General features: G+C 76.7%; 1 protein-coding gene. It reads left to right on the top strand.

All coding sequences use genetic code 11. The features are described from left to right. Positions 1-11 precede the first annotated feature (11 nt). Entirely contained in the window at positions 12-17,048 is a 17,037-nt protein-coding gene (locus ACZ4UX_RS12095; protein ID WP_465706548.1) for a type I polyketide synthase, read from the top strand. Positions 17,049-17,054 lie beyond the last annotated feature (6 nt).

Genomic DNA, 17,054 nt, shown 5'->3' with positions numbered 1-17,054 from the left:
TTCGCGGTAAGGTGCGCCCCGATCTGATCACCCCGCTCCCGGTCATCCTCCGGGAGAACGCGGTCCGTTTCACGGACAAGATCGCTTTCGAGGACGACCGGCACGCGGTCACCTACGGAGAGCTCGAAGCACGGACGCGGAGGCTGGCCGGTCACCTGGCCGGCCTCGGCGTCCGGCGCGGGGACCGGGTGGCACTCTGCCTCGGCAACTCCGTCGCCATGGTGGAGGGCTATCTCGCCGTCGTGCGGGCCGGCGGCATCGGTGTGCCGGTGAACCCGCGGGCCACGGCGGCCGAGACCGAGTACCTGCTGACCGACAGCGGCGCGGTCTTCGCGCTGACCGACGCCGGTCACGCAGAAACGTTCCTGCGATTGCTGCCGGCCCCGGCCGGTCCGTCCGGCGTGCTGGTGGCCGGCCCGGCCCCGGCCCCGGCGGGCACCCTCTCCTTCGACGAACTCGCCGTCACCGAACCCGTCACCGAGGCCCCCGACGACCTCGGACTGGACGAGGTGGCCTGGATGTTCTACACCTCGGGCACCACCGGCCGGCCCAAGGGCGTGCTGTCCACCCAGCGCAACTGCCTCTGGTCCGTGGCCTCCTGCTACGTGCCCGTGCCGGGCCTGTCCGAGCACGACCGGGTGCTGTGGCCGCTGCCGCTCTTCCACAGCCTCTCGCACATCGCCTGCGTGCTCTCCGTCCCGGTGGCCGGCGCCACCGCCCGGATCATGGACGGCAGTTCCGCGGACGACATCCTGACCGCGCTCCGCGAGGACCGCTCCACCTTCCTCGCCGGCGTCCCCACCACCTACCACCACCTGGTCACCACCGCCCGGCGGACCGGTCTGTCGCTGCCCGACCTGCGGATCGGGCTGGTCGGCGGCGCCGTCACCGGCTCCGAACTGCGCCGCTCCTTCGAGGAGGGCTTCGGGGTGCCGCTGGTCGACGCCTACGGGAGCACCGAGACCTGCGGCGCGATCACCATCAACCCGCCGGACGCCGCCCGCGTCGAGGGCTCCTGCGGCCTGCCCGTACCGGGCGTCGGCGTGCGGATCGTCGACCCGCGCACCGGCCTCGACGTCGCGGCCGGCGAGGAGGGCGAGGTCTGGGTCAGCGGACCGAACGTCATGGTCGGCTACCACAACAGTCCGGAGGCCACCGCCGCGGCGGTGCGGGACGGCTGGTTCCACACCGGCGACCTGGCCCGGCGGGACGAGGCCGGGTACTTCACCATCTGCGGCCGCCTCAAGGACCTGGTCATCCGCGGCGGCGAGAACATCCACCCCGACGAGGTCGAAGCCGTCCTGCGCACCGTCGAGGGCGTGGCCGACGCCGGGGTCGCCGGGGTGGCGCACGACACGCTCGGCGAGGTGCCCGTCGCCTGGGTGGTCCCCGGGCCGGCCGGCCTCGACACCGCCGCGCTGATCGACCGCTGCCGCGAGCGGCTCTCCGCGTACAAGCTGCCCGAGCGGGTCTACGAGGTCGCCGGGATCCCCCGGACGGCCTCCGGGAAGATCGTCCGGCGCCTGCTGGCCGAGCAGCCCGCCCGGCTGCGCTACGCCGCCGACGGACACCATGACGCCCTGCTGGCACCGGCCTGGGTGCCGGCGCCGCCCGCACCCCCGGCGGCCGCCGGAACAGCCGCACCGGGCTGGGCGGTGGTCGGGCCGGCCGACGCGCTCGTCACCGCCCTGCGGGCCGCCGGTCTCGACGTCCGGCACCACCCCGACCTCGCGGCCCTGGACGCCGCCGTGGCCGCCGGCGAGCCGGCTCCCGGCGTGACCCTGCTCGACCCGGTGGCCACCGCCGCCGAGGGCCCTGCCTCGGCCACCCGGCCGGTCCCGGTCGGGGCCCGGCTGGTCCTGCTCACCCGCGGCGCGGTGACCGCCGCCGAGGGGGACGCCGCGCCCGACCCCGCGGGCGTCCCGCTCTGGGCCGTCGCGCGCTCCGTCCAGGCCGGCAGTGACCGCCCCGAGGCCGTGACCGTCCTCGATCTCGACGCCCGGCCCGGCGCCGAGGTGTCCGCCCCGGAGCTGCTGGCCGCCGTCGCCTCCGGTGAACCCCAACTCGCCCTGCGGGGCGGGCAACCGCTGGTCCCGCGACTGCTCCCGGTGCCGGTCGCCGACCGTCCGCTCGGCGCCGGCCCGGCCGGACTCGGCGCGACCGTGGTGGTCACCGGGGCCGACACCCCGGTCGGCGCCGCTCTGGTGCGCCACCTGACCACCGCGTACGGGGTGGAGCGGTTGCTGCTGGTCGACGCGCCGGATGCGGGGGAGCCGCTGGACGCCGACCTCCCCACCGGGCTGGAGCTCGCCCGGGTGAGCGCCGACGGCACGGACCGGGCCGCACTGCGGACGGCGCTGGCCGGCCTCGGCCACCCGGTCACGGCCGTCGTGCACGCCGCCGGGGACCAGGCCCTCGCCCGGGCCCTCGACGAGCTCACGGCCGACACCGGCCTCACCGCCTTCGTCGCCGTCACCGGCACCGCCGCCGTGCTCGGCTCCCCCGGGGCCCCGGACACCGCCGTCGCCGAGGCGCTGACGGAGGCACTGGCGCACAGCCGCCGGCTGCGTGGGCAGGCCGGCTCGGCCCTCGCCTGGAGCACCGGCTACCCGGTGGCCGACGCCACCGAGGAGGCCGGGGCCCGGCACCTGCGGGACGGGCTCGCCGCCTTCGACCTGCTGATCGAGACCGGCGCCCCGGCGCTGGTGGCGCTGCGGACCGGCCCGCTCGACCCGGACGGCCGGGTGCCGGCGGTCCTGCGTGCACTCGCGGCCACGCCGCCGCCCGCCGCCCGGCCCGACGAGACCGTCACCGCCGACCTGCGCGCCCGCCTGTCGGGCCTGGACGAGCGGGCGCAGCTCGCCCTGCTCGAAGAGCTGGTCCGCACCCAGGCCGCCGCCGTGCTGAACCGGCCCGGCACCGGCACCGTCCCGGCCGGGCAGGCCTTCCGCGACCTGGGCCTCAGCTCGCTCGCCGTCGTCGAACTGCGCAACCGGCTGACCGGGAGCACCGGGCTGCGCCTGCCCGCCACCGTGAGCTTCGACCACCCGACGCCGGAGGCGCTGGCGGCCCACCTGCGGGCCCGCGTCCTCGGCCTGCGCGAGGCCCCGGAGCCGGCCGGCCGGGCGGTGCCCGCCGATCCGGACGAGCCGATCGCGATCGTCGGCATGGCCTGCCGCCTGCCGGGCGGTGTGACCGGCCCGGAGGAACTGTGGTGGCTGGTCCGCGAGGGCCGGGAGGCCCTGTCCGGCTTCCCGGAGGACCGTGGCTGGGACTTGGACGCCCTGTTCTCCGGCGATCCGGAGCAGGCCGGCACCTCCACCGCCGACCGCGGCGGGTTCCTGCGCGACGCCGGTCTGTTCGACGCCGGGTTCTTCGGCATCAGCCCGCGGGAGGCGCTGGCGATGGACCCGCAGCAGCGGCTGCTGCTGGAGGCGTCCTGGGAGGCGATGGAGCGGGCCGGTATCGACCCGGCCGGTCTGAAGGGCGCGGACGTCGGGGTGTTCTCCGGCGTCATGGGCCAGAGCTACGGCGCGGGCGGCGCGGCGCCGGCGGAGCTGGAGGGCTTCACCGCCACCGGTACGGCGTCGAGCGTGGCCTCGGGCCGGGTCTCCTACGTGTTCGGGTTCGAGGGCCCGGCGGTGACGGTGGACACGGCGTGCTCCTCCTCGCTGGTGGCGATGCACCTGGCCGCGCAGGCGCTGCGGCGCGGGGAGTGCTCGCTGGCGCTGGCCGGCGGCGCGACCGTGATGGCGACTCCGGACACCTTCGTGGAGTTCTCGCGGCAGCGGGCGCTGGCGACGGACGGCCGCTGCAAGTCCTACGCGGACGCGGCGGACGGCACCGGCTGGGCCGAGGGCGCGGGCGTCGTGGTGCTGGAGCGGCTCTCCGAGGCGCGGGCCAACGGGCACCACGTGCTGGCGGTGCTGCGCGGCAGCGCGGTGAACCAGGACGGCGCGTCGAACGGTCTGACCGCGCCCAACGGGCTCTCCCAGCAGCGGGTGATCCGCAAGGCGCTGGCCAACGCGGGCCTGTCCACCGCCGAGGTGGACGTCGTCGAGGGCCATGGCACCGGCACGGTGCTGGGTGACCCGATCGAGGCCCAGGCACTGCTGGCCACCTACGGTCAGGACCGGCCCGCCGAGCGGCCGCTGCGGCTCGGCTCGCTGAAGTCGAACATCGGCCACACCCAGGCCGCCGCCGGGGTCGCCGGTGTGATCAAGATGGTCCAGGCGCTGCGGCACGGCGTCATGCCGCCCACCCTGCACGTGGACGCGCCGTCCACCCAGGTGGACTGGTCGCTCGGTGCGGTGGAGCTGCTGACCGAGGCCCGGGACTGGCCGGAGACCGGGCGCCCCCGGCGGGCCGCCGTCTCCTCCTTCGGTGTCAGCGGCACCAACGCGCACCTGATCCTGGAGCAGGCCCCCGAGGAGGAGCCGGCCGAGGTCGAGGCCGGGCCCGCGGGTGTGCTGCCGCTGGTGGTCTCGGCGAAAAGCGCCTCCTCGCTGGCGGGCCAGGCCGGGCGGCTGGCGCCGCTGGTGACGGCCGGTGACCGGGCGGCTCTGGCCGGTGCGCTGGTCACCCGGCGGGCGCTGCTGGACGAGCGTGCCGTGGTGGTGGCCGGCACCTCGGAGGAGGCGCTGGCGGGGCTGGCCGCGTTGGCGCGCGGGGAGTCCGCGCCGGGGTTGGTGACGGGCAGTGTGTCCGGTGCGGGCCGGACGGTGCTGGTGTTCCCGGGGCAGGGTTCGCAGTGGGCCGGGATGGGGCGTGAACTGCTGGACGCCTCGCCGGTGTTCGCGGAGCGCGTCGCGGAGTGCGCCCGGGCGCTGGAGCCGTTCGTCGACTGGTCGCTGGAGGAGGTGCTGCGCGGGGACGCGCCGGCCGAGCTGCTGGACCGGGTCGACGTGCTCCAGCCGGCGAGTTTCGCGGTGATGGTCGGTCTGGCGGCGGTCTGGGCGTCCGTGGGTGTGGTGCCGGACGCGGTGGTCGGGCACTCCCAGGGGGAGATCGCGGCGGCCTGCGTGGCGGGTGCGCTGTCGTTGGAGGACGCGGCGCGGATCGTGGCGGTGCGCAGCCAGGTGATCGCCGGGAGCCTGGCCGGTCGCGGTGGGATGGCGTCGGTGGCGCTCTCCGAGAGCGAGGCTGTCGAGCGGCTGGTGCGCTGGGCGGACCGCGTCGAGGTCGCGGCCGTCAACGGCCCGGCCTCGGTGGTGGTCGCGGGTGACGCCGAGGCGCTGGACGAGGCGCTGGAGGTGCTGGCGGCCGACGGTGTCCGGGTGCGGCGGGTGGCGGTGGACTACGCCTCCCACACCCGTCATGTCGAGGCGATCGAGGAGACCCTGGCGGAGGCCTTCGCGGATCTCCGCAGCCAGGCCCCGCGGATTCCCTTCTACTCGACCGTCACGAGTGCTTGGGTCACCGAGGCGGGCGTGCTGGACGGCGGGTACTGGTACCGCAACCTGCGCGGTCAGGTCCGCTTCGGCCCGGCGATCGCCGCGCTGTTGGATCAGGGCCACACGGTGTTCGTGGAGTCCAGCGCCCACCCGGTACTGGTCCAGCCGGTCAGCGAGATCGTGGACGAGGCCGGGGCCGAGGCCCTGGTCACCGGGACGCTGCGGCGGGACGAGGGCGGTCCGCGCCGGCTGTTCGCCTCGATGGCCGAACTCCACGTCCGGGGCGTGGCCGTGGACTGGACGGGCGTGCTGCCCACCGGCACCGCCCGCGTCGAGCTGCCGACCTACGCCTTCGACCACCGGCACTACTGGCTGCGGACCACCCGGGCCACCGACGCGGCCTCGCTCGGCCAGGCCACCGCCGACCACCCGCTGATCGGCGCGATCGTCGGTGTGCCCGGCTCGGGTGGCTTCATGACCACCGCGCGGTGGTCGCTCGGTGCGCACCCGTGGCTCTCCGAGCACGTGGTCGGCGACACCGTCCCGGTACCCAGCGCGGCGCTGGTCGAGCTGGCCGTCCGGTTCGGTGACGAGGTCGGCACCCCGACCGTCGCGGAACTGACCGTCGACCGGCCGGTGGTGCTCCCGCTGCGCGGGGGGCGCGCCGTCCAGATGACCGTCGGAGCGGCCGACGACACCGGGCGGCGCACCGTCGAGGTGTACTCCCGCGCGGACGACGCGCCGCTGGACGCGGAGTGGACGCGCCACGCCCACGGCACCCTGGCACCCGCCCCGGCGGACACCCGGGCCGCCCGGCCCGCCGACGGCCCGGTGACCGAGGTCTCGCTGGACGACGCGGCCGGCCCCGCCGACCGTTTCGGCCTGCACCCGGCCCTGCTGGACGCCGCCGTGCGCACCGCCCTCCCGGAGGGCGCGTTCGCCGCCGAGTGGCGCGGGGTGACCCTGCTGGCCTCGGGCGCCACCGAGCTGCTGGTCCGCACCTCCGGGACGACGGACGAGGGGGCCCGGCTGGAGCTGAGCGACCCGACCGGTGCGCCGGTGCTGATCGCCGATGCCGTCCTCGCCCGGCCCTACGCGCCGGAACAGAACGGTGTCGCAGGGGAGTTGACGCAGGACGCGCTGTTCCGGCTGGAGTGGTCCGAACTGCCGCTGCCCGCCGTGGCAGAGGCCGCCCCCGGTACGGCGACGATCGCGGCCGCCGGGGACGTCGAGGCCCTCGCCGCGTCCGACGGTCCGGCCCCGGAGGTGCTGCGGTACGCCGTGGAGCACCCGGGGGGTGATCCCCGGGCCGCCGTGGCCGCCGCGCTGGCCGTGCTCCAGGCCTGGCTGTCCGCCCCCGCGCTGGCGCAGTCCCGGCTGGTCGTGTCGGTCGGCGGGGACGGGACCGACCTCGCGACCGCCGCCGTGTCCGGTCTGCTGCGCTCGGCGCAGTCCGAGCACCCGGACCGCATCGTGATCGCCGAACTCGACGACTCCGCCGCCGCGTTGCTGCCGGCCGTGCTGGCCAGTGGCGAACCGCGGGTGCGGGTCCGGGAGGGTCTGGCCGAGGTACCCCGGCTGGTCCGGGCCACCGTCCCGGAGCGCACCACGGGGACGCCCGGCGCCGGGACCGCCGAAGCCGGTACGCCCGGCGCCGGGACCGCCGCGGGCCTCGACCCCGCCGGGACCGTCCTGGTCACCGGCGGGACCGGGACGCTCGGCGCCCTGGTCGCCCGGCACCTGGTCACCGCGCACGCCGCCCGGCACCTGCTGCTGGTCAGCCGCCGCGGCCCCGCCGCCGAGGGCGCGCAGGCGCTGCGCGAGGAACTCGCCGCGCTGGGCGCCACCGTCACCGTCGCCGCCTGCGACACCGCCGACCGCGCCCAGCTCGCCGCGCTCCTCGCGGCGGTACCGGCCGAGCACCCGCTGACCGCCGTCGTGCACACCGCCGGCGTCCTGGACGACGGCGTGGTCACCGCGCTGACCCCGGACCGGGTCGACACCGTGCTGCGGCCCAAGCTGGACGCCGCGCTCCACCTGCACGAGCTCACCCGGGGCCTGGACCTCGCGGCCTTCGTGCTGTTCTCCTCGGCCGCCGGCGTCCTGGGCAACCCCGGGCAGGGCAACTACGCGGCGGCCAACGCCTGCCTGGACGCCCTGGCCGAGCTGCGCCGCGGGCTCGGCCTGCCCGGCGTCTCGCTCGCCTGGGGCTACTGGAGCCAGGCCAGCGGCATGACCCGCCACCTCGGCACCGCCGACCTCCGGCGCACCAGGCGGCTGGGCATGGCCGGGCTGTCCGACGCCGAGGGGATGGCCCTGCTGGACGCCGCCCTGCGCGCCGGCGCCGGGACGCCCGCCGCCCTGGTGGCCGCCAGGTTCGACCTGCCCGCCCTGCGCGCGGCCGCCCGCAGCGGCCCCGTGGCACCGCTGCTGCGCGGCCTGGCACCGGCCGGACGGCGGACCGTCCGCGCCGCCGCCGGCCCCGACACCGGCTCCCTGCGGGACCGGCTGGCCCGGCTGGGCGAGGCCGAGCGGACCGAGCAACTGGTGGCCCTGGTGCGCCGGCACGCCGCCGAGGTGCTCGGCCACGCCGCCCCCGACGCCGTCCGGGCCGACCGGGCCTTCAAGGAGGCCGGCTTCGACTCGCTGACCGCCGTGGAGCTGCGGAACCGGCTGGCCTCCGCGAGCGGACTCATGCTCTCCTCGACCATCGTCTTCGACTACCCGAAGCCGGTCGCCCTCGCCGAGCACCTGCGCGTCAGGCTGTTCGGCACCACCGCCCCGGACGGCGCCGGGACGGGCCGCGCGAGCGCCGCTGCCGTCGACCCCGACGAGCCGATCGCGATCGTGGCGATGTCCTGCCGCCTCCCGGGCGGGGTGCACAGCCCCGAGGACCTCTGGCGGCTGGTGGCCGACGGGGTCGACGCCGTCACCGAGTTCCCCGAGGACCGCGGCTGGGACATCGAGCGGCACTACGACGCCGACCCGGACAGCGCGGGCAAGACCTACGTCCGCCACGCCGCCTTCCTCGACGACGCCACCGGGTTCGACGCCGGCTTCTTCGGCATCTCGCCGAACGAGGCGCTGGCGATGGACCCGCAGCAGCGGCTGCTGCTGGAGACCTCCTGGGAGGCCTTCGAACGCGCCGCGATCGACCCCACCGGGCTGGGCGGCCAGGACATCGGCGTCTTCGTCGGCGTCAACAGCCACGACTACACCGTGCGGATGCACCGGGCGGCCGGCGTCGAGGGCTTCCGGCTCACCGGCGGCTCCGGCAGCGTCCTGTCGGGCCGCGTCGCCTACCAGTTCGGCTTCGAGGGCCCGGCCGTCACGGTCGACACCGCCTGCTCCTCCTCGCTGGTCGCCCTGCACCTCGCGGCCCAGGCGCTGCGCCGGGGCGAGTGCTCGATGGCGCTGGCCGGCGGCGTGATGGTGATGGGCAACCTGGAGACCTTCGTGGAGTTCTCCCGGCAGCGCGGGCTGGCCCCGGACGGCCGCTGCAAGGCCTTCGCGGACGGCGCGGACGGTACCGGCTGGGCCGAGGGCGTGGGCGTGCTGCTCGTCGAACGGCTCTCCGAGGCGCGCCGGCGCGGCCACCAGGTCCTGGCGGTGATCAGCGGCAGCGCGGTCAACCAGGACGGCGCGTCCAACGGTCTGACCGCGCCGAACGGGCTCTCCCAGCAGCGGGTGATCCGCACGGCGCTGGCGAACGCGGGCCTCTCGCCGGCCGAGGTGGACGCGGTCGAGGCGCACGGCACCGGCACCGTCCTCGGCGACCCGATCGAGGCGCAGGCGCTGCTGGCCACGTACGGGCAGGACCGCGTGGACGGGCAGGAGCCGCTCTGGCTCGGCTCGGTCAAGTCGAACATCGGCCACACCCAGGCCGCGGCCGGGGTGGCCGGGGTGATCAAGATGGTGATGGCCATCCGGCACGGCGTCCTGCCCCGGACGCTGCACGTGGACCGGCCCTCGACCCATGTGGACTGGTCCGTGGGCGCGGTCGAGCTGCTGACCGAGGCCCGGGACTGGCCGGAGACCGGCCGCCCGCGCCGCGCGGGGGTGTCCTCCTTCGGCATCGGCGGGACCAACGCGCACGTCCTGGTGCAGCAGGCGCCGGCCGACGCCGCCGCCGTGCCGGAGCCCGCGCCGCCGCAGGCGCCGGCCGACGCCGCCCAGGCGCCGCCGGTGCCCGTCCCGGTGCCGGTCTCGGCCAGGTCGGCGGCCGCGCTGCGCGGCCAGGCGGGGCGGCTCGCCCGCTTCGTCGACGACCGGTCCGACGTCCCGCTGGCCGGGACCGCCCACGCGCTCGCCACCGCCCGGGCCGGGCTCGACCACCGCGCGGTGCTGCTGGCGGGCGACCGCCGGCAGCTGGCCGACGCCCTGCGCGCCCTCGAAGCGGGCACGCCCGACGCCACGACCGTGGTCGGCAACGCCGCCGCCGCCGACGGCAGGCTGGCCTTCCTCTTCACCGGGCAGGGCAGCCAGTGGGCCGGGATGGGCCGCCGCCTCGCCGAGGCATTCCCGGTCTTCCGGGACGCCTTCGCGGCCGCCTGCGCCGCCGTCGAGCGGCACCTGGACGGCGCGTCGACGCGCCCGCTGCACGAGATCGTCTTCGCCGACCCCGGTACGGCAGAGGCCGCGCTGCTCGACGAGACCCTGTACACCCAGGCCGGTCTCTTCGCCCTGGAGACGGCACTGTTCCGGCTCTTCACCTCCTGGGGCGTACGGCCCGACCTGCTGGCCGGGCACTCGATCGGCGAGCTCGCCGCCGCCCACGCCGCCGGCATCCTCGACCTCGCCTCGGCGGGCGAACTGGTCGCCGCCCGAGGGCGGTTGATGCAGGCACTGCCGGCCGGCGGCGCGATGGTCGCGGTGCGGGCCACCGAGGCCGACGTCGCGCCGCTGCTGGCCGGCGCGGCGGGCGTGGTCGGTGTCGCGGCGGTCAACGGCCCCGACTCGCTGGTGCTCTCCGGCGCCGAGGACGCCGTGCTCGCCGTCGCGGCCGAGCTGGCCCGGACCGGTCACAAGACCCGGCGGCTCACCGTCAGCCACGCCTTCCACTCGGCCCTGATGGAGCCGATGCTGGCGGAGTTCGAGGCGGTCGCGGCCAAGTTGAGGTACCGGCCGGGCAGCATCCCCGTGGTCTCCACCGTCACCGGCCGGCTCGCCGAGGAGGGGCACTTCGGGACGGCGGCGTACTGGATCGACCAGGTGCGCGACGCCGTCCGGTTCGGCGACGCGGTCACCGCGCTGCGCGACCAGGGCGCCGCGACCTACCTCGAACTGGGCCCGGGCGGGGTGCTGACCGCGATGGCGCTCGGCACGCTCGGCGAGCGGCAGGCCGGCGGCTGCGTCGCCACCCTGCGCGGCGACACCCCCGACGACACCGCCGTCCTCACCGCGCTCGCCGAACTGCACGTGCGCGGCGTGGACGTGGACTGGCCCGCCGTCCTCGGCCGGCCGGTCACGGCGGTCGGCGCCGAACTGCCCACCTACGCCTTCCAGCACGAGCGGTACTGGGTCGAGAGCGGCGCCGCCGCGGACGCCGAGGCACTCGGCGCCCGCAGCACCGGGCACCCGCTGCTCGGCACCGTCGTCGACGTCCCCGGTGAGGACGGCGGCACCGGCGTCGTGCTCACCGGGCGGCTGACCCGGCGCAGCCGCGGCCTGCTGGTCGACCCGGCCGGCCCCGGTGACACCGCCGTCCCGGTAGCCGTGCTGCTGGACCTGTTCGTCCTGGCCGGCAGCGAGGCCGCCAGCGGCGCCGTCCGGCAGCTCACCGTGGCGACGCCGCTGGTCCTGCCCGGCCACGGGGACCTCCAGCTGCGGGTCTCGGTGGAGGCCCCGGGCACGGACGGCCTGCGCCGCGCCGGGGTGCACTCCCGGCCGACCGGCCCGGAGCAGGGCCCCTGGGTCTGCCACGCCCGCGCCCTACTGGCCCCCGGGCTGCCGCAGCCCGGCTTCGACCTGCGGGACTGGCCGTCCGCCGAGGACGCAGCGGACACTGCGGACACCGGCGAGGCGACGGACACCGTGTCCCCCCCCGCGAAGGTGGCCGGCGTCCGCAGGCTCTGGCAGCGCGACGGCGGGCTCCTCGCCGACATCGAGCTGCCCGCCGAACTCCTGGCCGAGGCCGAGGCGTTCACGCTCCACCCGGCACTCGTCGACACCGCGCTGAAGGTCCTCGCCGCGCACACCGGAGGTGACGCCGACGGGCGCGACCGCGAGCCGGCCGCCTGCGCCGAGCTCGCCGTGTACGCGGAGGGCGCCGCCGCCCTGCGGCTGCGGATCACCCCGGTCGAGGGCGGGCGCCACCTGGTGGAGCTGGCCGACGAGCAGGGCGAACCGGTCGCCACCATCGGGCCGTTGACGCCGGCGGCCACCGACGGGGCCACCCGGGCCGACGCCGCTCCCGTGGCGGTTCCGGCGGCCGCGGCGGACGCCCCGCTGGCGCGGCGCGTGGTGCGGCGCGGTGCGGCGGCCGGCGGTTCGACGGCCGCCCGCCTGGCCGACCTCGCCCCCGCGGAACAGCACCGCCGGCTGATGGCGCTGGTGCAGGAGAGCGCCGCCGCCGTCCTGGGGCACCAGGGCGCCGACTCCTTCGACGCCGGCCAGCCGTTCCGCGAACTCGGCTTCGACTCGCTCAGCGCCGTCAAACTCCGCAACCGGCTGCAGGACTTCACCGGCCTGTCCCTGCCGACCAGCCTGGTCTTCGACTACCCGACCCCGGCCGCACTGGCCGACCACCTGCGCGCCGAGCTGCTCGGCGAGCGGCCGGCGGACGGGCAGGCGGCCACGGCGGCCGCCACCGACCCGGACGAGCCGATCGCCATCATCGCCATGAGCACCCGGCTGCCGGGCGGCGTGAACACCCCCGAGGAGCTCTGGACCATGGTCGCGGAGGGGCGGGACGGGCTCTCCGCCTTCCCCACCGACCGGGACTGGGACGTCGACAAGCTGTACCACCCGGACCCGGCCCACCCGGGCACCAGCTACACCCGGGTCGGCGGATTCCTGCACGACGCGGCCCAGTTCGACGCCGGGCTGTTCGGCATCTCGCCGCGTGAGGCACTCGCCATGGACCCGCAGCAGCGGCTGCTGCTGGAGACCTCCTGGGAGGCACTGGAGCGGGCCGGGATCGACCCGCTCTCCACCCGGGGCCGCGACATCGGCGTCTTCACCGGCATCGTCCACCACGACTACGTGACCCGGCTGCGGCAGGTGCCCGACGACGTGCAGGGCTACGTGATGACCGGGACGTCCTCCAGCGTCGCCTCGGGCCGGGTGTCCTACGTGTTCGGGTTCGAGGGCCCGGCGGTCACCGTGGACACGGCCTGCTCGTCGTCCCTGGTGGCGATGCACCTGGCCGCGCAGGCGCTGCGGCGCGGCGAGTGCTCGATGGCACTGGCCGGCGGCGCGACCGTGATGTCCAGCCCGGACGCCTTCCTGGAGTTCTCGCGGCAGCGCGGCCTCTCCGCCGACGGCCGCTGCAAGGCCTACTCGGCGACGGCCGACGGCACCGGCTGGGCCGAGGGCGTGGGCGTCGTGGTGCTGGAGCGGCTCTCCGAGGCGCGGCGCAACGGGCACCGGATCCTGGCCGTACTGCGCGGCAGCGCGGTGAACCAGGACGGCGCGTCGAACGGTCTGACCGCGCCCAACGGCCCCTCGCAGCAACGGGTGATCCGCCGGGCGCTGGCGAACGCGGGCCTGAGCGCCGCCGAGGTGGACGTGGTCGAGGGCCACGGCACCGGCACCTCGCTGGGCGACCCGATCGAGGTCCAGGCCCTGCTGGCCACCTACGGCCAGGACCGGCCCGCCGACCGGCCGTTGCGGCTCGGCTCGCTGAAGTCCAACATCGGCCACACCCAGGCGGCGGCGGGTGTCTCCGGCGTGATCAAGATGGTGGAGGCGATGCGGCACGGCGTGATGCCCGCGACCCTGCACGTCACCGAGCCGACCCCGCAGGTGGACTGGGCGGCGGGCGCCGTCGAGCTGCTCACCGAGGCACGGGAGTGGCCGCGCGACGGCCGGCCGCGCCGCGCGGCGGTCTCGTCGTTCGGTGCGAGCGGGACCAACGCGCACGTGATCCTGGAGGAGGGCCCCGAGCCGGTCCCGGCGGAGCCGGCCGACGGGCCCGCGCCCGACGCGGTGGTGCCGCTGGTGGTGTCGGCGCGGAGCGCCGCCTCGCTGGCGGGCCAGGCCGGCCGGCTGGTGGCCTTCGTGGAGTCGGCGCAGGCCGCGCCGCTCGCCGGAGTCGCCGGGGCACTGATCTCGCGACGGGCGGTACTCGCCGAGCGCGCGGTGGTGGTGGCCGGTTCGCGGTCCGAGGCGCTGGCCGGGCTGGCCGCGCTGGCCCGGGGCGAGCGCAGCCCCGCCGTGGTGACCGGGACCGCCGCGTCCTCCGGCGGACCGGGCCGCACCGTGCTGGTCTTCCCGGGACAGGGTTCGCAGTGGGTCGGGATGGGGCGTGAACTGCTGGACGCCTCCCCGGTGTTCGCCGAGCGGGTGGCCGCGTGCGCCCGGGCGCTGGGCCCGTGGGTGGACTGGTCGCTGGTGGACGTGCTGCGCGGGGACGCGCCGGCCGAGCTGCTGGACCGGGTGGACGTGCTCCAGCCGGCGAGCTTCGCCGTGATGGTCGGCCTGGCCGCCGTCTGGGCCTCGGTCGGCCTGGTGCCGGACGCCGTGCTGGGCCACTCGCAGGGCGAGATCGCGGCGGCCTGCGTGGCCGGTGCGCTCTCCCTGGAGGACGCCGCGCGGATCGTGGCGGTGCGCAGCCAGGTGATCGCCGGCAGCCTCGCCGGGCGCGGCGGGATGGCCTCGGCGGCGCTCTCCGAGGCCGACGCGCTGGTTCGGCTGGCGCCGTGGGCGGACCGGGTGGAGGTCGCCGCGGTCAACAGTCCGACCTCCGTGGTGGTGGCCGGTGACGCCGAGGCGCTGGACGAGGCGCTGGAGGTCCTGGCGGCCGACGGTGTCCGGGTGCGCCGGGTGGCGGTGGACTACGCCTCCCACACCCGCCACGTCGAGGCGATCGAGGACACCCTGGCGAAGGCCTTCGCGGACATCCGCAGCCAGGCCCCGCTGGTCCCGTTCTTCTCCACCGTCACGGGCGAGTGGATCGACGAGGCCGACGTGCTGGACGGCGGCTACTGGTACCGCAACCTGCGCGGCCAGGTCCGCTTCGGCCCGGCCGTCGCCGCCCTGCTCGGCCAGGGCCACACCGTCTTCGTCGAGGCGAGCGCGCACCCCGTACTGGTCCAGCCGGTCAACGAGACCTTCGACACCGCCGAGGACGACAGCGTCCGGCTGCGCGCCGTCGTCGGCGGCACGCTCCGCCGCGAGGAGGGCGGGCCGCGCCGGCTGCTGGCCTCGATGGCCGAACTCTTCGTCCGGGGCGTCGCCGTGGACTGGACCGGCATCCTGCCGGCCGGGGCCGACGCCCCGCTGGCGGAGCTGCCGACCTACGCCTTCGACCGCCGGCACTTCTGGCTCCAGGAGGGCGAGACGCCCGACGACGCCGCCTCAGCGGCCGAGGGCGCGGACGCCGACTTCTGGGCGGCCGTGGAGCAGACCGACCCCGACTCGCTCGCCCGGCTGCTCGACCTGGCCGCGGCCGACCAGCGCGAGGCGCTGCGCACGCTGACCCCCGTCCTGGCCGACTGGCGGGGCCGGCGGCGGCGCCGGTCCAGCGCCGAGAAGCTGCGCTACAACGTCACCTGGCGGCCGCTCGAACGCGAGGCCGTCGGTGTGCCGGGCGGCCGGTGGCTGGTGGTCGTCCCGTCCGGGCGACCGGCGGACGCACCCGTCGACGGCCTGCCGGCCGCGCTGGCCGCGCAGGGGCTCGACCTCGTCACCCTGGAGGTCGCGGCCGAGGAGACCACCCGTGCCCGCCTCACCGAACGGCTGACCGCCGTGCTGGCCGAGCAGGACGTGACCGGCGTGCTCTCGCTGCTCGCGCTCGACCCCGGGACCACCGGGCCGGACGTGAGCGCCACGGTGGCCACCCTCGCGCTGATCCAGGCGCTCGGCGACGCCGCGCCCGGCCGCCCGCTCTGGTGCCTCACCCGGGGCGCCGTGAACATCGGGATCCAGGACACCCTCACCGCGCCGGCGCAGGCCGCGCTGTGGGGCCTGGGCCGGGCCGCCGCGCTGGAGTTCCCCGACCGCTGGGGCGGTCTGATCGACCTGCCCGCGGCGCACGACACCCGGACGGCGCAGTACCTGCTCGGCGCGCTGAACGGCGCCGCCGGCGACGACCAGCTCGCCGTCCGCCGCTCCGGCGTCTACAGCCGCCGGCTGGTCCGCAAGGCCGCGCCGGAGCCCACCACGGGCGGCTGGCAGCCGAGCGGCACCGTGCTGGTGACCGGCGGTGCCGAGGGGCTCGGCCGCAACGCCTCGCTCTGGCTGGCGGAGTCCGGCGCGAGCCGGCTGATCGTCACCACCGGCCCCCGGACGGCCGAGGAGGACCTGGCCGGGCTGCGGGCGGAACTCGCCGCACTGGGCACCGGCACCACCGTGGTGGCCTGCGCCGACGCCGACCGGGACGCACTCGCCCGGCTGGTCGCCGAGGCGCCCGCGGACCAGCCGCTCACCGCCGTGCTGCACGCGGCCGACATGGCCTGGACCGGCTCCGTCACCGACACCGGCGCGGCGGACCTCGCCGAGGTCTTCGCCGCCAAGGTGGACACCGCCTTCTGGCTCGACGAGCTGTTCGCCGACACCCCGCTCGACGCGTTCGTCGTCTTCTCCTCGATCGCCAGCGTCTGGGGCGGCGGCGGGCAGGGCGTCTCCGGCGCGGCCAACACCGTGCTGGACGCGCTGGTCGAGTGGCGTCGCGGACGCGGCCTGCGGGCGACCTCGATCGCCTGGGGCGCCCTCGACCAGGTCGGCGCCGGGATGGACGAGGCGACCCTCGCCCAGCTGCGCCGCCGGGGCGTCCTGCCGATGGCCCCGCAGGTCGCGATGACCGCCTTCGAGCAGGCGGTGCGGGCGCACGAGAAGTTCGTCACGGTGGCCGACATGGACTGGGACGCCTTCATCCCGGCGTTCACCTCCGTCCGGGCCAGCCCGCTCTTCGCCGACCTCCCCGAGGCCGACGCCGCGCTGCGGGCCTCCCAGCCGGACAGCGGGAACAGTGACACCACCTCCTCGCTGGTGGACTCGCTGCGGGCCGTCCCGGAGGCCGAGCAGGGCCGGATCCTGCTGAAGCTGGTCTGCGGCCACGCCGCGACCGTCCTCGGCCACAGCGGCGCCGAGAGCATCGGCCCGCTGCAGGCCTTCCAGGAGGTCGGCTTCGACTCGCTGGCCGCCGTCAACCTGCGCAACAGCCTGCACGTCGCCACCGGCCTGCGGCTGCCCGCGACCCTGATCTTCGACTACCCCACCCCGGACGCCCTCGTCGGCTACCTCCGCGCCGAACTCCTGCGGGACACCGGCGACGACCTCGACGGGCGGGAGGACGACCTGCGGCGCGCGCTCGCGGACGTCCCGTTCGCCCGCTTCAAGGAGGCCGGCCTCCTGGACACCCTGCTCGCCCTCGTCGAGACCGAGGACGCCCCCGCACCCGACGCGGCGGCCGAACCGGCCGAGGACGACGCCGACCTGATCGATGCCATGGACGTCGCCGACCTGGTGCAGCGCGCCCTCGGCCGGAACTGACCCGGA

It is taken from the genome of Kitasatospora sp. NPDC028961, from assembly GCF_055564815.1.
This window is presented reverse-complemented; position numbering and strand designations above follow the sequence as displayed.